The sequence below is a fragment of the Pseudomonas sp. TSRC2-2 genome (assembly GCF_049897785.1).
Taxonomy (GTDB): domain Bacteria; phylum Pseudomonadota; class Gammaproteobacteria; order Pseudomonadales; family Pseudomonadaceae; genus Aquipseudomonas.
In genome coordinates, this window is the sequence record NZ_JAFCWZ010000006.1 from 25138 (window position 1) to 44771 (window position 19634).

15 protein-coding genes and 4 pseudogenes are annotated in these 19634 nt (G+C 57.8%); 12 read left to right on the plus strand and 7 right to left on the minus strand.

Annotation, left to right across the window (positions count from 1 at the left end):
* Positions 1-52: 52 nt before the first annotated feature.
* Together ACP7D9_RS13220 and ACP7D9_RS13225 are read right to left on the minus strand one after the other, a co-directional pair.
* Entirely contained in the window at positions 53-2662 is a 2610-nt protein-coding gene (locus ACP7D9_RS13220) for an autotransporter outer membrane beta-barrel domain-containing protein (protein ID WP_426157922.1), read from the minus strand.
* Positions 2663-2961: 299 nt separating this feature from the next.
* Complete coding sequence (locus tag ACP7D9_RS13225) at positions 2962-3504, minus strand: hypothetical protein (RefSeq protein ID WP_426157924.1); 543 nt, start codon at positions 3502-3504, stop codon at positions 2962-2964.
* 362 nt (positions 3505-3866) lie between these two features.
* Between ACP7D9_RS13225 and ACP7D9_RS13230 the strand changes: the two genes are divergently transcribed.
* The gene (locus ACP7D9_RS13230) at positions 3867-4196 is read left to right on the plus strand and encodes a hypothetical protein (protein ID WP_426157926.1); all 330 of its coding nucleotides are present in this window, start codon (positions 3867-3869) and stop codon (positions 4194-4196) included.
* A 140-nt stretch (positions 4197-4336) separates the two neighbouring features.
* Here the strand turns inward: ACP7D9_RS13230 and ACP7D9_RS13235 are convergent, their stop codons facing one another.
* The gene (locus tag ACP7D9_RS13235; protein ID WP_426157928.1) at positions 4337-4528 is read right to left on the minus strand and encodes a hypothetical protein; all 192 of its coding nucleotides are present in this window, start codon (positions 4526-4528) and stop codon (positions 4337-4339) included.
* A gap of 368 nt (positions 4529-4896) precedes the next feature.
* Here ACP7D9_RS13235 and ACP7D9_RS13240 point away from each other — a divergent pair, with 368 nt between their 5' ends.
* A complete protein-coding gene (locus ACP7D9_RS13240; protein ID WP_426157930.1) occupies positions 4897-5877 on the plus strand; it encodes a hypothetical protein in 981 nt (326 codons plus the stop codon).
* Positions 5878-6342: 465 nt separating this feature from the next.
* Here the strand turns inward: ACP7D9_RS13240 and ACP7D9_RS13245 are convergent, their stop codons facing one another.
* Positions 6343-7359, minus strand: coding sequence for a site-specific integrase (locus tag ACP7D9_RS13245; protein ID WP_273878235.1), 1017 nt, complete (start codon positions 7357-7359; stop codon positions 6343-6345).
* A 259-nt stretch (positions 7360-7618) separates the two neighbouring features.
* On the opposite strand from ACP7D9_RS13245, the pseudogene ACP7D9_RS13250 reads away from it, so the two are divergent.
* Positions 7619-8602, plus strand: a pseudogene (locus ACP7D9_RS13250) (DNA-binding protein); the annotation flags it as partial.
* 64 nt (positions 8603-8666) lie between these two features.
* On the opposite strand, the pseudogene chrA reads toward ACP7D9_RS13250, so the two are convergent.
* A pseudogene (gene chrA, locus ACP7D9_RS13255) lies at positions 8667-9503 on the minus strand (chromate efflux transporter); the annotation flags it as partial.
* Positions 9504-10038: 535 nt separating this feature from the next.
* Positions 10039-10463 (minus strand): annotated as a pseudogene (locus ACP7D9_RS13260) (Na+/H+ antiporter NhaA); the annotation flags it as partial.
* A 290-nt stretch (positions 10464-10753) separates the two neighbouring features.
* Here ACP7D9_RS13260 and ACP7D9_RS13265 point away from each other — a divergent pair.
* From ACP7D9_RS13265 to ACP7D9_RS13305, 9 genes and pseudogenes are all read left to right on the plus strand, one after another.
* The gene (locus tag ACP7D9_RS13265; protein WP_069557595.1) at positions 10754-11749 is read left to right on the plus strand and encodes a zinc-dependent alcohol dehydrogenase family protein; all 996 of its coding nucleotides are present in this window, start codon (positions 10754-10756) and stop codon (positions 11747-11749) included.
* 182 nt (positions 11750-11931) lie between these two features.
* Positions 11932-12234 carry a putative quinol monooxygenase gene (locus tag ACP7D9_RS13270; protein WP_426157933.1) on the plus strand — a complete coding sequence of 101 codons (303 nt, stop codon included), beginning with the start codon at positions 11932-11934 and terminating at the stop codon, positions 12232-12234.
* 166 nt (positions 12235-12400) lie between these two features.
* Positions 12401-13525 (plus strand): alkene reductase, encoded by a 1125-nt coding sequence (locus ACP7D9_RS13275; protein WP_044275549.1) that lies wholly within the window; start codon positions 12401-12403, stop codon positions 13523-13525.
* Positions 13526-13631: 106 nt separating this feature from the next.
* The gene (locus ACP7D9_RS13280) at positions 13632-13937 is read left to right on the plus strand and encodes an ArsR/SmtB family transcription factor (RefSeq protein ID WP_017735055.1); all 306 of its coding nucleotides are present in this window, start codon (positions 13632-13634) and stop codon (positions 13935-13937) included.
* Positions 13938-14001: 64 nt separating this feature from the next.
* Positions 14002-14970 carry an LLM class oxidoreductase gene (locus ACP7D9_RS13285; protein WP_069557593.1) on the plus strand — a complete coding sequence of 323 codons (969 nt, stop codon included), beginning with the start codon at positions 14002-14004 and terminating at the stop codon, positions 14968-14970.
* A 44-nt stretch (positions 14971-15014) separates the two neighbouring features.
* The gene (locus ACP7D9_RS13290; RefSeq protein ID WP_069557592.1) at positions 15015-16004 is read left to right on the plus strand and encodes an MDR family oxidoreductase; all 990 of its coding nucleotides are present in this window, start codon (positions 15015-15017) and stop codon (positions 16002-16004) included.
* Positions 16005-16046: 42 nt separating this feature from the next.
* Positions 16047-16325, plus strand: a complete 279-nt coding sequence (locus ACP7D9_RS13295) for a hypothetical protein (RefSeq protein WP_069557591.1) — start codon at positions 16047-16049, stop codon at positions 16323-16325.
* A gap of 100 nt (positions 16326-16425) precedes the next feature.
* Positions 16426-17253 (plus strand): c-type cytochrome, encoded by an 828-nt coding sequence (locus tag ACP7D9_RS13300; RefSeq protein WP_426157937.1) that lies wholly within the window; start codon positions 16426-16428, stop codon positions 17251-17253.
* Positions 17192-17551: pseudogene (locus ACP7D9_RS13305) on the plus strand (DDE-type integrase/transposase/recombinase); the annotation flags it as partial. The gene ACP7D9_RS13300 and the pseudogene ACP7D9_RS13305, both read left to right, overlap by 62 nt.
* A 403-nt stretch (positions 17552-17954) precedes the next feature.
* Here the strand turns inward: ACP7D9_RS13305 and ACP7D9_RS13310 are convergent.
* Positions 17955-19094 (minus strand): glutathione-independent formaldehyde dehydrogenase, encoded by a 1140-nt coding sequence (locus tag ACP7D9_RS13310; RefSeq protein ID WP_069557589.1) that lies wholly within the window; start codon positions 19092-19094, stop codon positions 17955-17957.
* Positions 19095-19634 lie beyond the last annotated feature (540 nt).

Consider the following 19634-nt stretch of genomic DNA (forward strand, 5'->3'; position numbering starts at 1 on the left):
CGAGTTTTAGGCGAAAAAAAACCCGCCGAAGCGGGTTTTCTTTGAGCATTTTTTAAAAATCCCAACGAACGCGGCCCAGCACCGTTTGCCCGTCGAAGTCAGTTTTGGTCTGGTAGGTGTAACTCGCACCCACGGTTACCGCGCCGATACGGTAATTCGCTCCAAGCGTTGCCTCGTAGCTGTCACGGACAGGCGAAGCACCAGTGGTAACGAACGGGCTACCGCCTAAAACGAATGCGGACGTCGAGGATATTTTGTCACCGATGAAGTCGTGCCAAGCCATCACGGTCGCTTCAGGTTCGATGCTACCCAAACCAAGAGGGAAGTTACCAGCAACACGAACCCCTGCCCCAGCTTCACCGACCTCAAAGCGCTGACCACCAACCTGAAGTGCGGCCGACGATCCGTGCTCAGTGAAGCCGTCAATTTTCACATTGGTGTAGCGGGCACCAGCGCGAGGTTCGACAACCAGGTTATCGAAGTGGAAATCATAGCCGCCCAGGACACTCGCACCGAGCAGGTCGGAATCATAGCTACCCTTGGCTTGAGTCCCCACGATAAAGCGCTTGGAGTCGTTGTCGTTTTTACCGGCAGTCACGCTCCCATCCACGAACCAGTTACCCATCTCGTAGCTGCCATAGAGGGTGAATGCAGAGCCCTGCACTTCCGTCTTATCGCCGCTGTCGCTGGTTACGTTGGTGTTCAGGTAGCTCAACGCAGCTCCGATCGTGATTCGATCGCTGAGCTTGCCGTCGGCGCCAATCGCAATACCACCACTGTTGGACTGGAACCCATCAACACCACCACGTTTGTTCTGGTCCGAATTATTGGACAGAGCCTGTGCCCAGACACCGGTTTCCTTCAGCACATCCCCCGACGATAGGCCGGTGCGCAGGCTGCTCACGCGGTTACTTACTGCCCCACCTACAATGCTTTGGCCAGAGAGCGCAGCCACTGTGCTCCCCCCGTTCACCTCTGGGGTCAACTGCTTGGCGATCTTGAGCACTTCCTCGCGGGTTTGCGCGTTGCTCAATGCCTGGAACACCGGGTCGGTTGGCTGCAACTGTCCGAGGATGCTGTTCTTCATGACCAGAATTGCGCCCGTGGAGCCATTGAAAATGCTGTCGTTGCCATGCGGTGAACCGCCATTGTCACCGCCAACGTCAGTGCCACCTTCCGGATCTTCAATGTCGCCGATTTCATCATCTGCCTTTGCCTGAACGACAGCTTTAACAATCGTGCCGTCCACGGTGAACTGCTTGACGTTCAAAAGATAGGAACTGCTGGACACGGACACGCCGCTATCGGCGATAGAGCCTGCTTTTACCAGGACGTACTCGACGCCTTCTTGTGTCGGTATAAAGTCAAAAGGCTTGGCCGAAACTTGCACCGCCGAACCCGCGTCGAAGGTTGCGGTACCGGTGACATTGAGGTAGCCCGTTTTCGGGTCGGTGTCAGTGGCGAGCATCAGATCCATCGCCGATCCGCCTGCTAGGTGCAAATCCCCCTTCAAACTACCTTGAGAAGTGCGCAGGTACAGCCGGGCATTGCTGCCGACGTTCAGCGAGCCTGCCTCAATGGACTTTGCAGTCACGATGGCAGACTTGTTCTCTAGTACATTCAATTGGCTAAGGCCAAGGATGTCACCGGTTACCGACCCACCCCCCAAATTCAGGGTCGTGTGATCACCACCATCAATGGCGGCGATGCTGCCCATAATCGTGCCTCGACCTGTGTTGTTGATTACCAGATCAGACGCGCCAGTGTTGAGGATGCCAACGCCCGATGAGGAAATGGTGGAAGTGTTTTGAATGACAGCGGTGCCAAGGTTGCCGTCGGTGTAACCCTGAACGTTGTCGACATAGATGGCTGTCACACTTCGGTCCGGGACGCCTTGTGCGCCTACGGCGTTGATCACACCGGAGTTGACCAGTGTACCGAACGAAGAGTTTTCGAGCACAGCGCTTCTCGCGCCCGCACCACTGGCGTAAAGGAGACCAGAGTTGGAAATGCCACCTTTTAAATCGGCCCCGGCCAATTGAAGGGCAATGGACTTTTCACCGCTGACCGAGATAACCCGGCTGTTAGTAACGGATCCGCCAACCTGATGCTGGCCGTCATCAACGATCCCCACCCCCACAACAGTGTGTCCACTGCCGTAGATTTCGTTGGTGTTTGCAATGTTGCCTTCGATGTCCGAGTTTTTTACGAGAATCCCGTATGTGGCCGGGGTCCCTACTGGGAAGACGCGACCGGTTACGGTGATTGTGCCTGCGTTGGACAAGGAGCCGCTGACACCGCTACTGTCGATCAGCATGCCGATGCTGTTCGGCCCGTTGGTTTGAATCTGCCCGGCATTGAGCACATTGCCGTCAACCAGCGCATGATTCAGTGCGAACGAAACGCCACCGTCGGCGAATGCCCGCAAGATGCCCTGGTTGGTGATGGACTTTGTGTCGGTACCATTGACTTCAATCAGGGTCACCGGATCACCGTTGATGTCGACAAGAGTCAGACCACCGGTGATGGTCAGATCTTCAGCGACACTGGCATTCCACACTTTGGGTCCGGCATTGACATCGTAGTTTTCTGCATTTGCGAAACTTGCCGAGGTCGCAACGGCGATTGCCAGCAAGGAGAGCGGGAGGGAGATACGATTCATCGAGAGTCCTTGAATGTGCTTTATTTTTTCACGCTAGAAAGGTGAGAGCAGATTCAGAATACCGGCGCTTCGTAAACTGCAACCCCCGTATTCGAACCACTTATTAGAACCATCTGGCTCCCACTTTCGGTGGCTTCCTGATCCCCCTCGGCCCCAGCAGCAATCCCTACCCCGGCGATTTGTCCCGCGCCAGAGAAACATTGATCGAGCATGAAACTCGGCTAAAAAGAAAAACCCGGTATAGCCGGTTTGGGTGATCAATGAGTAGGGCGGTTATCTTCGGAATTCGCCGAGTACGGTCAGGTCTTAGTCGGCCTCCACAGCGCGAACAAATTCAGCAGTCTTTTCACCGCCCCGGGATGGAGATCAGGTATTGCAGCAACCGGCGCCAGCGTCTCGCGATATGCAGCCAGCAGAGCACTATCTCGGCGCAGCATACGAAGTACAGTCTGATTCGCCTCAGGGGTTTCCTGGCTCAGTGAGTAACCGTAGGTCTCGCTGATGAATTGCGACACAGCTGCACTACGAGACCGGCCCGCCTGGCAGTTCACTACAATGTCCAATCCGGTAGTAGTCAGCCTACCGATAGACTCGCGCAGACGATCGGCCTGGGGCATCAGAAAATAGTCGCGGAACAGATGCTCAAATTTGGTCCCGAACATCGCCATTTTTTCTTCGTCGAAATCACCATCCACGAAATAGTGAAATTCAACGCTCTGCCAATGGCTGGCCTCCACCAAAGCTTGATCGTCCTCACCGTCAGAAATGGACAGCAAATGCACTTGGCCTGCCGGCCGATACCGTTGCGCGTCAATTCGTGACATGAACTGCACTGTGGGCATACGTTCTCCTTCAGGTTTTTTTCTGCGCTCTATAGCCAGTCCACAAAGGATCGCAGGTTGGTTACACGGTTTGGGTTGAGTTCGGCCCTCTTTCAGTCGCCGATTCCAGGCTGCCCGGCACAGTGATTTCGATAACGCTTGAGGTCCACTGATATATGGACGGGTATCCTCTGCGCCTCCAGCTCACGCCCCCACCCAGGAATGATCACTGAGTGCAGACCGCGCCAGCTTGACAGAGGCTGAGGAGGCAGGGAAAAGAACGGGGAGCTGCTCCAGGTGAAACAGAGCCCTTCGCCCTAGTCTTGCAGTTCGAAGAGTTCATGGGAAATTTCGGTAACCCTATTCCGAAACAGGAGCTATAGATGAATCCTTCCCCCACACAGACCAAAGAAAACGTGTCCGCGGCTCTGATTCCATGCTCAACCAAAAAAATCTACCGACGAATCCCCTTCTCCCGCCAACCAACCCTGGGTCGCTACAACTCAACACGAGAGGAGTGGCAAGGCGCATACCGCGAAGCACGACAGCGTGCGCGCAAAGCGCAGCTGCCGGACGCCACTCAGAGTGGCATTGAGTGGAAGGCCCAACTCATTGTCACTTATGAGCGGGGGCTTTTCTTCGATCGCCTACAGGCGCCGGTTAGGGATCGGTTGGCAGAAAAAAGACTGGTCGATGAAATCTTAGGGGCATAATTCGCCGCTAAGGGCAGTTGGCGCCAATAGGATCGCCTCCCGCCGATTGCCCGGCTTTAACCGATCTACAGAGCTCTTCGATTTGCTCACCGCAGACATCCTATTGGCGGTGGTCCGGGCGTGAATGGCGGAGACCGAGATTATGAAACTGGAGCGAGCCCTTTAAGGGCTTCTTCGCAACGCTTGTTGAGCAGATCCGCCAGAACCTCGGCATCGTTTGCAGCATCAACACAATCGCGCTCCAGCGCCTTGCTAAGGGCCTCCTTGAGCCAATTGCTTGCAACCGTTGAATTGAGAACCTCACGTACTTCGTTGTCGATATGCGTGCTCATCCTGCCCCCTAAATAACGACATTTCTGTTTGGCAGATATTCCCACAAGCACCGATACGGTAAGCCTCAATTCACGCCTATATGCGGTACCAACCCCGGGCCTGAATGGGAGGAAACAAACCCATCCATGCTTTTCGATCCCCGGGGGCGCATCAAGGTCCGGCGACATCTGGCCACCAACTCCCCGCAAAAAGATTCTTTTCGACTGGCTACACCTCGCATTCAATCGGTGATCAGCCTGGTGATTCTCACATGTGCAGGTTTGCCCCAGATTTGTAGCCGGATTGGCGCTTGCGGTTTCGCGATCGTGAGTATTCTCGAATCATGAAAGGCACAACCTCAAACCCAATCATCCATAGGAACGAGAACATGACCGAACACGTCGCCACACTCAAAGACTCCGATATTCCGGCCAGCGAGTACTCAATGGATTTCGTGCTCGGTTCCATCAAAGGCGCTCTCGAACGCGGGATGAGCGCGAAAGCCCGCGATCTCTGGATGCCATCGGTTACAGAGATCGACAAAATCCACGTGATGGATGGCCTGAACGTCCGCGTCAACGATGCAGACCTGCAGGCCCATATCCGCACAATTGCCGACAGCATGAAGGTTAACGGCTTCAAAACTTCCAAGCCGCTGGAGGTCTTCGTCGTCGAACAATCTGACGGGAGTTCTGTTTGCTATCTGGCAGATGGTCATTGTCGACTGGCAGCACGGCGTATCGCGCTGGCCGAAGGCGCAAAGATCCTGAACATTCCCATCGTCACGCTGCCAACCAAAGGCATTGGACTGCAGGACATCATCGCTGGGCTGTACACCAGCAATACCGGCAAGCCACTGACGACTTTCGAAACCGCGCTGGTTTGCAAGCGCTTGGCCGGCTTCAACTGGACTTCCGCGCAGATCGGCGAAAAGCTGGGATTCGGCGCTGAGTACGTGGATCAATTGCTCGAAGTAGTTAGTGCTCCCATCAGCATTGTGACCATGATCCAGAATGGCGAGTGTTCGGTCGGTCTTGCCTTGGACATGCTTCGCAAACACCGTGGCGGCGCCGTAGATGTGCTCAAGCAAGGATTGGAGAGCGCTAAGCGAGCGGGTAAGAAGAGCGTCACGAAAAGCTTCATTGCCGGCGCCAGCCTGGAGAAGGTCGTTAAAAAGCAGGCTAAACCGCTGTATGACGCCGCCAAGAAAGTGATTGCAGACCCAGGGTTTAATGGCTTAAGCCCTGAGAACCAAAGCTTGATGAAAGCGCTGCTCGACGAAATCAGCAACAAAGAGAAAAAGGCTGACGAAAAAGCCAAAGCCATGGAAGCCAAGGCTGCCGTCGAAGATGGCGAAGTTCCAGCGTGATACCAGCTCGGCCCCTTCGGGGGCCCGGAGGTCTCTGAGTTACCGCGCGTCCCCCCTTCCCAATCGATGCCGCCGTTGAAGGCTTGCATATCCCAGCTTCGTGAGAGCCTTCTTTCAACGCAACTGCAGGAATGCCCTCATGTCTGAACTCCAGAACAACCAGATAACCACCCGCCGCCCACTAGAGGAATTTGAGCGCGTGGAGAAATTCCAGTCTCTTCAGGCCGGCCAGTACTGACGCGCAACTGTGGCGATTCCTCAGAAGGGAATCGCCCTCGATTCGGTACTGGGGGTTATGCCGAGATAAGGGAAAAATTAGGACATTCGTTCTGCAACAGCATGATTTTACTTAGTTTTTCATGGGGCAGAGTTACTTACTGTCCACGCGCTCAAGGCCTTCGACTGGACTCTGCTAAAGAGAAGGTCAACTGTCAGATCCTCGGCGGATGCTAAAGCAGGAAGGCATCAGGGTGAACGCTGCCGCCGTAACAGCTTACCCGCCGCGTTGTCCTCGAACAGTCCGGCCTCCTCGATATAGCCGTGGACGGTGCCGTCGTGGCGCCAGCCACCCTGGCGCTTGATCTCGAGAAAATCCGCCCCGGCCCGATGCGCACTGGTGGCCAGGCCCCGGCGCAGGCTGTGGCTGCTCATTTTTGGCACATACGACAGCCCGGCGGCTGCGGCACGTGCCGCCAGGATGGCATTGACGCTGCCCGCGGACAGCGCCACCTCGCCGACGACGCCCCAGCGGTTGATACGGCGGAATAATGGCCCCTGTTCGATCTGCGCGATATCTAGCCAGCTCCGTAAGGCCGTCGCCGGACAGCAGACGCTGTCGCCGTAGGGGATAGCCTTGTCCTGTCCCTCCCCTGCGGGGTCGGTTTTCGACCGCGGCAGCGTGATCCGCAGCCCTTCCCGCTCCCACTGCAGGTATTGCACTTCCAGCATGACCAGTTCGCTGCGTCGGAATGCGCCGAAATAGCCGAGCTGCAGCAGCGCACTGTCCCGCCGCGGCGCGAGCCCGTCGAGCGTGGCCAGGTGCGTCACGATCAGGTCGAGATCCTCCAGCAGTAAGGCTTTGGCTTTCTGTCGTGGGCGGCCATGCACCCGTTCAATCCCGCGTAAGGTCTTGCGCACGGTGGCGCTGCTGGTGGGATCAGGAAACCCCTGAAAGCGATGCCATTGCCCCAGCGCGGTCAGACGCAGGGCCAAGGTGCGCGGGTTGAGCGCTCCAGCGAAGGCCAACAGATAGCGAATCACTGCGGCTTCATCGCAGGGCAGCAGGCCGCCCCAGGCCAGAAAGTGACGGATGGCCGAGCGGTAGGTGCGCCGGGTGTTGTCGGCGGTGGCCGCCGCGAGAAAACGTTGGTGTTGCTGGGCCAACTGCTCGGGCGTGGCAAGCGTACCGGGGGTACGCGCTGGCACCGCGGATTTGTCGAGCCGCCTGGTAGGGAGGCTTTCGTCGTGATTGCTTTCCGTCATCCAAAAACGCCTGTTGAGGCCGTGCGTACTGCGGATTATAGAAGCGAATGCCGAGCGTGAACGCCTAACTCGCGATAACCGCGCTTATCGTCGGTTCGCCGAGGGTTTCGCCGGGCTGTTCTATTCTACTTAAACTGCAGTATTACGTTTTCCATACTACGGTACGAAAAAATCCGAGGTGCTTATGGCCCGCCCAGGGATCATGTATGTCCACGTCGCCGCCGCCGCCGCCCAACTCGTTGCTTAAGGCAAAAATCCAACGATCGACAGCGTCCGCGAAGCCTTGGGCGGAACCGGCAGCAAGAGCACCATCGCGCCGCTGTTAAAACGTTGGAAAGCAGCCCACCAAGACACGGTGGCGCACGCGGAGCTTGGACTGCCTGCCGAGCTGGTCCTGGCGTTGAAAGGGGTCTACGAAACAGTGCAGGCGCAGGCGACCCTCCAAGTCGAGCAGTCGGAGCAGACCCATCGCGAAGCCACCGCCGTGCTGCAGGAGCAGTTGCAGCAGGTTTTCAGCGAGCGGGTCGCTTTACTCAACGCACAGGCGCAACAAAGTCAGGCGCTGGCCACCGCCCAAGCACGCAGCCAAGGGCTGGAAGAAACCGTGCAGCGGCAGGAAATCACCTTGGTCAGTCTGGGCAGCGAAAAGCTCGGGCTCGAACAGCGCCTGGTCGACCGCGTCGCGGAAATAGCCACACTGAGCCAACACCTGCAGCAAGCGCAGGGGCAGTTCGAGCATTACCAGGCAGCGGTCGCGCAACAGCGCGCCGACGAGCGCCAGGCCGCGGAACAACGCCAGCAGCACCTGGAACAGGAGCTGACAGAGCTCCGCCAGCGCCTGCCCGCACAACAAACCCACCTGGGCGAACTGCACGCACAGGAACAACGCTGGGCGCAGGACCACGATCGACTGCAGAGCACCCTGCACACGTCCCAGGAGTCGCTGATCCTCAGCCGCAGCGCACAGGAGCAGTTGGCACGGCAACTCGCCGAGCTGAAACAGATCCATCAGGCACTGGAGCAGCGGCATGTCCAGGACGAACAGTGCTTGGCTGATACGCGGACGAAGTTGGCTGTGGCCGAGCGGGAGCGGCGTCTTCTGACGGACCGTTTCACCCAAGCAGAATCCCAGTTGACCGAACTTGCCAGAGAGCAACAACGTCTGCTCCAAGACAACGCGGTGTTAAACAGCCAACTTGTGGAACTCAGAACGTTGCCACCGAACCCGCCGTTGGCATCTTGAATGGGCGTTATGCAATGAGCTTGGAGAGTGTCTAGAAAATCAGGGGCGATTCACACAGCTGGGGCAAAGGACCGGGCACCGCTTGCGCAGCACCGTATCCAGCAAGAAACGCGTCATTGTTGACCTAGCCGGAGGGCACTACCTCAGCTTGCAACAGCGGCAGCACGACATGGCCGCCACCGAAGACCAGTGACCCGCTACGGAAGAAGGCATCCACCATTGCTACGGCATGACTCGGCAGCAGTTCGGCCAAGACAGGCAACCCCATCAGCAACGTACAGAACAGTGCTAACCAGATCACTCCGGCACGCTGGCTTACCGCGATCGGCAGCAGATCGTGTGCGCAGTGCTGAGTAGGCTTGAACAGCAGGCCAGCGATGGCAGCAGCAGTAATCATGCTGACCTGCCCCCACGCAGATGGCATAAGTAGGACGACGCAGGCAGCAATCGCCATGATGGTGACACGCAATACGTCCGGGCACAGGTTTCGTGCCATGCCCCATACAGCTTGGGCAACCACAGGTACTGCCACCACTTTCAGACCGTGGAGCGCTCCCGACGAGACGGCATCGCGTTAGTTAGATATACCCAGCGCGAACAGGACCAGAGCAATGGCTGAGGGCAGTGTGAATCCTGCCCAAGCCGCCATGGCTCCAGCGTAGCCCGAGCGGGACAGACCCAAGGCCATACCAACCTGACTGCTTGCAGGCCCTGGCAGGAATTGGCACACCGCCAACAAGTCTGCATAACTGCGTTCAGACAACCAGCGCCGTCGTGTGACGAACTCATCACGGAAATAGCCTAAGTGCGCGATGGGGCCGCCGAAGGAGCTCATTCCAAGGCACAGAAAGATGAGAAAGATAGACCACGGGCTGTGGTGGTCAGTGTGGGTGTTTGTCATGCGTTTGCCTTCTTGATTCGCAACAAGATCGGCTCACAATAATCGAAATACGCTACCTAATTTCGACTACCTAATGTCGACTACCTAATGTCGACTACCTAATGTCGACTACCTAATGTCGACTCTCCCATGGAGCTCTTTCGTATTGGCATTGTGGCGCTACCGAACTCCGGCCTGACAATCTTCTCTGGTTTTGGTCTTAGGACAATCCTGACGCCGGTTTCCCGCTGTCCTCTCCCATGCCACTTACCATTGCAGCCTCGTCAGTCGTCTGTAGGCTCTCCTGCTACAAAGAGCCGCTGCTGATTAGTTGCTTCCTTTTACCCCATACGGGTGATGAAAAAAGGCCGCACTGAGGCGGCCTGAGGGGTATTACACGGATGAAGTGACAGTGTAGCAGGCACTTTTCAAAACAACTTTCAGATCGAACTCTCGTTTTCGCGGGCCAACCGTTTCAACACCAAGATGCCCGTCAGAATTGCGCCGAAACAGAATGTGCGCAAGAGCGCCAGCTATCCAGCCCAGCAGGTTTGCCTCACTCGGACGGCCGGGTACCTGGCAAACCTTCGGCTACTTTCATTCGCAAGACAATAATACGTCCAAACACCAAGCCAATCACTCCGGCTACTGCCGAGGCAAGCAGCACGCCCAGCTTGGTCGCACTCAGTAGACTGTCATCGTTGAACGCGAGTGACGCAATAAAGATGGACATGGTGAAGCGGATGCCCGCCAGGCAACCGATCAGCCACATCCAGGACCACGTCATGCCCTCTGGGAGACGGCACCAACCCAGGCGAACCAACGTCCAACTGCTGACAAGAACGCCGAGTGGCTTGCCCATGAGCAGTGCCAACGACACACCGAGCATGACCGTCAAAGAGCCTCATTGGGCAGATTGACGCCATCAAGGCTTACGCCGGCATTGGCGAGCGCAAATAACGGCATGATTACATAAGCGACCAGATGACCGGCGAAGAGCGAACCACCCGTGGCGCACTTAGCGGATGGCAGCATTTTTTTCGACAGGGAGAGTTCATAGGCAGCGTAGATAGGGGGAGCAGGGACGGGCATAAAATTATTAAAATTACATATTTACAAATCTAGATATGGCGAATAGCATTTGCATACCCGTGAAGTAACCACGCGCCGGACACACAGACCGAAGCGACGTTGTAACGCGCGGGGCGGCTAACCTGCGCCAGCCAAGGGCTGGCTCACTGCTCCCATCCCTCAATAGAAGGTGACCCAAAATGACCCGTGTTGTCCGTTTTCATCAGATCGGCGGCCCCGAAGTCTTGCAGATCGAAGAGCTCGAAGTTGGCGCTCCGGGCTCCGGCGAGCTGCGCATCCGCGTCGAGGCGATCGGCCTGAATCGCGCGGAAGCCATGTTCCGCTCGGGTGTGTACCTGGAGCCGACGCAGCTGCCGGCCCGGCTCGGCTACGAAGCTTCCGGCATCGTCGAGGCGCTGGGCAGCGGCGTTCACGGCTTCGAGGTTGGCGAAGCGGTCAGCGTGATTCCGGCTTTTTCCATGAACAAGTTTGGCGTCTATGCCGAGCAGGCGATCGTGCCGGCCACGGGGGTTCTGAAGCGGCCGGCGGGCGTCGGCGCGGTGAAGGGGGCGGCGATCTGGATGCAGTATCTGACCGCCTATGGCGCACTGATCGAGATTGCCCAACTCAAGCGCGGTGATGCGGTGATCATCACGGCGGCTTCGAGCAGCGTCGGCTTGGCCGCGATCCAGATCGCCAACAGCGTCGGCGCCATTCCGATCGCGACGACCCGGACGCGCGCGAAGGAGGCGGCGCTACGCGAGGCGGGGGCGGCGCATGTGATCGCCACCGAGGAGCAGGACCTGGTCGCGGAGGTAATGCGGATCACCGACGGCCGCGGCGCGCGCATCGCCTTCGACCCGGTCGCGGGGCCGCAAGTCGAAACACTGGCGCAAGCGATGAGTCAGCAGGGCCTGCTTTTCATCTATGGCAATCTCAGCGGTCAGGAGACGCCGTTCCCGGCCTTGGCAGCGATGAACAAGGCCCTGAGCGTGCGCGGCTACACGCTGTTCGAACTGACCGGTGATCCGCAACGCTTGGCGCCTGCGCAAGCTTTTATCACGCGCGGCCTCGAGGCCGGACAGCTGAAGCCGATCATTGCCAAGACCTTCCCCTTCGAGCAGATCGTCGAAGCGCACCGTTACATGGAATCGAACCAGCAGTTTGGCAAGATCGTCGTCACGGTATCTCGGTAGAGGCAGTTCGTGAAAGACCAGGAGAGGGCAGAGTCACCTATCCCGCGACTGCGGAAATGACTCGACGCTGCCCCTTCATCCCCGCCACGCTGGAGCTGGGCGGCAAATCGGCGAATATCGCGTTGGGCATTACTGGAATGCGTCACGCATGGTAATGTCGTCGTAACAACAGGAGGCACGTCATGGTCAAAGTAGCGTTGTTCGTTCGTCTGGAAGCAAAACCTGGGAAAGAGAAAGAGGTAGAGAACTTTCTCTTGGATGGCCTTCCAATAGTGGAGGAAGAGCCAGCCACTACGGCGTGGTTCGGAATCCGCTTGGGGCCGTCCACCTTTGGCATCTTTGATGCCTTCCCGGATGAAGCAGGTCGGCAGGCTCATCTTTCGGGCAAGGTCGCAGCGGCGCTTATGGCAAAGGGTGCCGAGCTGTTTGCCAAACCGCCGTCAATCGAGAAGGTTGACGTCCTGGCGGCCAAGCTACCCGGCTAAGCAAACCCAACAAGGCGCTCCAGTCGCGTCCCTGCCGCTTTGCGGCGACAGGGAGGCGACTGAGCTTGAACGTCCACCGGCCTGTTCTAAACGGAGCGCTCGAGAGGTGCCTGTCCAGGCACTAGCATCTACTTATCTACAAACGCAAATATATAGGTAGTTACACATGAAAGATTCCATTCTTTTCGAAAGCACCACGTTGGGCCCCTACAGCCTGAAAAACCGCATCGTCCTGCCGCCGCTGACCCGTTCGCGTAGCTCGCAGCCAGGCAACATTCCCAATGACCTGATGGCGACCTACTACCGCCAGCGTACCGGTGCCGGCTTCATGGTCACCGAGGGCACCCAGATCGAGCCGCGCGGCCAGGGCTACGCCTGGACCCCGGGCATCCACAGCGCCGAACAGATCCTCGGCTGGCGCAAAGTGACCGATGCGGTACACGCCGAGGGCGGCACCATCTTCGCCCAGCTCTGGCATGTCGGCCGGGTCTCGCACACCTCGTTGCAACCCAATGGCGAAGCCCCGGTGGCGCCATCGGCGATCCCGGCCGAGGGCGTCAGCGTATTCATCGAGACAGGTCCCGGCACCGGCGCCCTGGCGCCGCCTTCGATGCCACGTGCACTGACCGCCGCCGAGGTCAAGGAGCTGGTACAGCTCTATGCACAGGCCGCTCGCAACGCCCTCGACGCCGGTTTCGACGGCGTGGAAATCCACTCCGCCAACGGTTATCTTATCAACCAGTTCATTTCCGCGCACAGCAATCAGCGCGACGACGAGTACGGCGGCTCGTTGCAAAATCGTCTGCGCTTCCTCCGTGAGGTGACCCAGGCGGTGGCCGCGGTGGTCGGTAAAGACCGGCTCGGCGTGCGTTTCGCCCCGTTGTTCGCCAGCACCGACGAGGCCCGCGTATATCTCGGCCTGGTCGAAGAAAACCCACACGAGACCTATGTCGAAGCGGTCAAGGTGCTCGAAGAAGTCGGCATCGCTTATCTGTCGCTGGCCGAGGCGGATTGGGAAAACGCACCGGAGCTGCCGGAAAGCTTCCGCAGCGCGGTGCGCGAGGTCTTCAGCGGGCGCATCCTCTATGCCGGCAAATACACCGCCGAGCGAGGCAAGCGTGTGCTCGAGGCGGGCTGGGGCGATCTGGTCGCCTTCGGCCGTCCGTTCATCGCCAACCCGGACCTGCCCAAGCGGATTGCCAATGGCTGGCCGCTGAACCCGGTCGATCCGGCCAGCATGTACGGCGGAACCGCTGTCGGCTACACCGACTATCCGACCTATGGCGGATAGTCCGCTCGAGGTGCCGGCCCCCGAGCGATACGGTTCGGGGGTCGGCGCATTGTCGGTTGAGCGGGCATATCGTAATATCGCAAAAAATAGTTATCGTGCGTGACCTATGAGTATCGACGTAAGCGAAGCGCTGAAGGCGCTAGACAACCCAACCCGCCTGAACATCCTCAGTTGGCTGAAGGATCCGCGTCATCATTTCCCCGAGCAGGAGGTGGATCCTGAGCAGGTCGGTGTCTGCGTGAGCATCATCCAGGATCGGGTAGGCCTGTCGCAGTCGACCGTTTCGCTGTATCTCGCTGCCTTGCAGCGGGCGCAACTGGTGACCTCACAACGCATCGGTCCCTGGACTTATTACAAACGCCATGAGCAGAACATCGCAGCGTTCCAGGTGGCCTTGAAAGCGCTGATTTGATGCCTGCTCGCAGGGGTTTTTTCAGCCCTTCAAAATCTATATTTTGAAATATGTAGGAGAGAAGATGTTAACTCCGAATTCCATTCCCTATCAGCAACAACCTGGCTTTCAGCACACCTACCGCCAAGGCCGCCTGAGCCTAGGTCTTTTCTTCCCCCTCGAAGCCTTTACCGGCGATACGCCGAGTATGCTCGACCAAGTGAACCTGGCCCAACGCGCCGAGAAGCTGGGTTTCTCCGCCCTCTGGTTTCGCGACGTGCCGTTACGCGACCCCAGCTTCGGTGATTCGGGCCAGGTCTTCGATCCCTGGGTCTACCTGGGTTTTATGGCGGCACACACTCGCTCGATTGCGCTGGGCACCGCGTCGGTCATCCTGCCAATCCGCAATCCCCTACACACCGCCAAGGCCGCAACTAGTGTCGATCAGCTCAGCGGTGGCCGCCTGTTACTCGGCGTGGCTTCCGGTGACCGTCCAGTAGAGTTTCCGGCATTCGGTGTCGACCCGGAGCAACGCGACAGCCTGTTCCGCGAATACCTCAAGGTATTTCGCGAGGTTCAGCGCAGCAGTTTCGTGCCTTTGACCTGGTCCGGCGGCATGCTTGAGGGGGCCGATCTGATTCCCAAGCCGACCACGGCGGAAATTCCTTTCTTCGTCACCGGCCATAGCCGCCAGACGCTGGAGTGGATCGCCCGCTGCAGTCATGGCTGGATCAGCTATCCGCGTGCACCGAAGACTCAGCAGCTGATTATCGAGGACTGGCGCACGGCGGTTCGTGCCGAATGTGGTGAACTGTTCAAACCCTTCACCCAGTCGCTATACATCGATCTGACAGATAACCCGCAGACACCACCTCGGCCGATCCACCTGGGCTATCAACTGGGGCGACATCATCTGATCCCGCTGCTGCACAGCTTGCAGGAGATCGGCGTTAACCATGTGATCATCAATTTGAAATACGGCCAACGCCCCGCAGGTGAGGTCATTGAGGAACTCGGTCAGTTCGTTCTACCTGACTTCGTCATGTCAGCATAAGCCGGCGTGGTGAGGCATCAAATCATTATCCGTGGGGATTGCTCATGAGTTTCAAGGCAGTATTGCTTAACAAGGACCAGCAGGGGTTCTCTGCTCGTGTGACTGAGCTGGAGGATGAGGACTTACCGGCCGGTAGTGAAGTGCTCATCAGCGTTGAGTACTCGACCCTCAACTACAAGGATGCGCTAGCCCTGACAGATCACTCGCCTGTGGTACGTCAATGGCCCATGGTGCCCGGAATCGATGGCGCCGGCCTGGTGCTGGAAAGCGACGACCCGCGCTTTCTATCCGGTCAGCGCGTCGTACTCAATGGCTGGGGCGCCGGCGAGCGCCACTGGGGCTGTCTGGCCCAGCGTGCACGAGTACCAGCCGACTGGCTGATTCGTCTCCCCGACAGTTTAAGCACTTGGGCAGCCATGGCTATCGGTACGGCAGGATATACAGCCGCGCTATCGGTCGATGCCGTGCAGAAGCATGGCGTACAACCCGAGGACGGTGAAGTATTGGTTACCGGTGCAACAGGCGGTGTCGGCTCGATCGCCATAGCGCTGTTGGCGGCCCAAGGCTACCGTGTGGTTGCAGCCACTGGGAAACCTCAGGAGCGCTACTACCTCGAGCAGTTGGGCGCCACGGACATTATCGAGCGCGAGGAACTGGCTGCTCCCGGCAAGCCACTCCAGAAGGAGCGCTGGACAGCCGTGATCGATGCGGTCGGCTCGCATACCCTGGCCAACGCCTGCGCCCAGACCCGCTACCGGGGGATAGTCACCGCGTGCGGACTCGTTCAAGGAATGGAGTTTCCCGCCAGTGTCGCCCCCTTCATTCTACGAGGCGTCACCCTTGCGGGAATTGATAGCGTCATGGCCCCCCACGAGTTCCGTGACGCGGCCTGGAAACGCCTGGACCGCGATCTCAACCGAGAGACTCTTTCGTCTCTCGCCGCAACCATTCCCTTGGACCAAGTTGTGGGGGCGGCGCAGAAGATCATCGAGGGCAAGCTTCGTGGCCGCTTAGTGGTCGACGTAAATGGATAGTCTGGCTACTTCTGTACACAGCTCTTCACCCACTCGATCGCCATGCACTTTCTCGTCGTCGACCACCGCTTGTTGGAGCTGCACAAGAGCTCTTTTCTCAGTACCGGTCGCTGGGTCCTCTCAGCAGCGATTCCTCTTGGCTGGGCCATTGGGCTGATGACGGTGATATCACCACCGATCGTGACATTTCTGCTCTCCTTTGTGGCCGACAGCATGGTGTTGATGGTCATCCAGGAGGAGTTTTCGGCGGCACGCTCAAGCTCTTTTCCGGCTTTTCTAGTCGGCGTATGCCTCTATTCGGCGCTGGTTTTCATGATTTAACCGCGCTGCGCCAACCTCAGATTTAGCTGCCACACGTCAGCCTGAATGGACAGGAGCCGAGCACGGCTATACTCAGCCAGATCAGCTCTCCGGGCTAAGGATGTCGGTCTTGATTAAGCGGATATCCATCGGCTTGGCAATTCTGGTCGTCCTGGGTGCGGTGTTGTTTTTCGCCCTGGTCTGGCGGCCGACCATCGCCCCCATCGCTCCGGGCTCGGTTGCGGGCTTCCCCGCCGAGCTGGTTGCCAAGGGTGAAGCCTTGGCCGGCGCAGGCTACTGCGCGACCTGCCACAGGGTGAAGGGTGGCCAGCCCTATGCCGGCGGCTATGGAATGCCTACCCCTTTCGGCGTCATCTATTCGACCAACATCACGCCCGACCCGGATAGCGGAATCGGCCGCTGGTCCGAGGCGGCATTCATGCGGGCCATGCACGAAGGCGTCTCCCGCGATGGTTCGCATCTTTATCCCGCATTCCCCTACGACCACTTCACCAAGGTCACCGACGAGGATGTGCGGGCGCTCTATACCTTCCTCATGACGCGGGAGCCGGTGAGCGCGCCGGCGCAGCAGAATACTCTGCCGTTCCCGTTCAACATCCGTGCCCTGCAAGCCGGCTGGAAGCTGCTGTTTATGGACCAGGGTAGCTATCGGCCGGTCGCCGGCAAGAGCGAAGCATGGAACCGCGGTGCCTATCTCGCCGAGGGTTTGAGCCATTGCGCCGCCTGCCACACGCCACGCAATCTGTTGGGTGCCGAGAAAACCGCTGACGACAGCTACGCGGGCGCGATGATCGAAGGCTGGTTCGCGCCGGCACTGACGGCTGCCAATACCACACCGCTACCTGGACCCAGGATGAGGTGTTCACCTATTACATGCCGCAGGTCAGCAGCAACATCGCTCACGGGCCAAACGACCGCATCGTCATGAAGCGCCTACCACCTATGCGGCCACAGCCGCCAACCAGGTGTGGTCGTGGGATATTACGTACTTGCCGTCGCCGGTTCGAGGGAAGTTTTACTACCTGTACCTGATCGAGGATATCTACAGCCGCAAGGCTGTCGGCTGGGAGGTTTACGAAGCTGAGAGCGGTGAAAAAGCAGCAGCGTTACTGCAACGAAGCGTGACTCAAGAGCAGTGTTGGCGCCAACCACTGGTGCTTCACTCAGATAACGGCGCTCCTATGAAGTCAGTGACGCTGCTGATCAAGATGTACGACCTGGGCATCAATTACTACGATCGAGTTGTGGCCAGCACTGGGAAGCGGAAGGGGCAAAAGGATTTTGTGCGACTGTTTCTTGTGCCAGGCATGGGGCACTGCTTGGGTGGGCCGGGTGTGACTAATATAGGCCAGCCGTTTTCAGCGGATGTGCCATCCGCCGTGCACAACGATGCATTAATGACGCTCGTAGCATAGACCGAAGGAGATAAAGCCCCTTCGGTCCTGATAGCCCGCCAACCCGCTGAGAATGGCTCGCCTAGCAAAGAGCGACCCGTGTGTGCCTACCCTGCGTTCCCTGAATTTCGCGGAGGTAATCCGGAGAAAAGCGAAAGTTTCGCTTGCACGGACCGCCCACGAGGCGTCGATCAGATGCCGGCTTCAAGGTACCTCAACTGATTGTGCGGGACGCTTACGCCGATGGTTTAAGTACGACTTTGGTCCAACCGTCGGCCCGCGCATCAAATTGCTTGTACGCTTCCGGACCTTCAGACAACTTCAATCTGTGGGAAATGATCTGCGATGGCTTGGCACGGTCATGATGAATCAGTTCGGCCAGGCGACGGTTGTACGCTTTGACGTTAGCCTGACCAGTACGGATCTGCTGACCCTTGAACCAGAAAGAACCGAAGTCGAAAGCCATTTTGCCTTCTTTCGCCAAGTCGGTTGCGGCGTTCGGATCCTGCGGCACGAAGACACCCACGACACCAATACCGCCGGTTGGCTTGGTGGAGGCGACCAGGTTATTCATAGTCTCGTGATTCGCTTCATGACCATGCTTGTCGCAGCATTGATAACCCACGCACTCGCAGCCACGGTCAGTGCCTCTGCCGTTAGTCAGATTAAGGATCTGCTCCACGGCTTGCGTTTGTGCGGTGTTGATCGGCGTCGCGCCCAGCTTGGCCGCCAGTGCCAAACGGTCTGGATGGCTGTCGACAACAAATACCTGCGACGCGCCTTTGATCATCGCTGCATGAGCTGCCATCAGGCCAACGGGACCTGCACCGTAGATGGCGATGCTCTCACCCGGTAACAGCCCGGACAATTCAGTCGCGTGCCAGCCGGTAGGTAGAATGTCCGAGAGCATAACGTAATCGTCTTCTTTTTCCTTGGCGTCTTCAGGGAGCACCAGGCAATTAAAGTCCGCATAAGGCACGCGCAGCAGTTCAGCCTGGCCGCCCTGGTAAGGGCCCATGTCCGCAAAACCGTAGGCACCACCCGCACTGCCGGGGTTAACGGTCAGGCAGTAGCCAGTCAGGCCCCGTTCGCAGTTTTCGCAGAAACCACAACCGATGTTGAACGGCAGACAGACCATATCGCCCACTTTCACGCGATCAACTGCTGCACCAACCTCGATGACTTCACCCATGTTCTCATGGCCCAGGATTCTGCCAGTTTCAAAGCTGGTGCGCCCTTCGTACATGTGCAAGTCAGAGCCGCAAATATTGGTCGTGGTAATTCTGACCAGTACATCAGTTGCTTTTTCAATCTTTGCATCGGGAACGTTTTGAATGCTGACGTCGTGAGGCCCGTTATAAATAATGGCTTTCATTAGTAGTGCTCCTGAAGGTTTAATGCGTGGTGCGATTTATAAGCACCTGAGTTAGTGTCTGGCTAAAGGGAGATGGTTCAAATAATTTTTTGTCGAAATCGATGGATAAACAGCGTGGGAAAAGGCTCTGCTCTACTGGTTATAGCCTGTCTGTCTATGAATTCAAACGTAAGCGCTCCATGAACCCCGAGACCTCAAAATCGGCTGCGTGCTTGGCTGGGCGATTCTGGTGTGCAGCTCTACGGCAGCAGGGCTTCCTAATCTTCAACCGATGTCGCCGTTGGCAGCCGTCGAGTGCGTGGCGTAGCTATGCATAGGGCTCGCCGTTGGGTTTATCGTCTCGGCCAAGCTGTAAAGTTGGGCAATGACCATTGCGCTTTTGGGTGCTCAGGTCATGGTCTGATTCCTTCATATCTGCCCCCTTGGTCACACGTCCCGTTGTGCTGACTTAAGAATGCCAATATTGGTCATTCTAATGGCGCAAAAATGCCAGGGTTTGGGTCTTTCAGTGGCCTATAGGTGCCACTCGTGCCCCCGGTG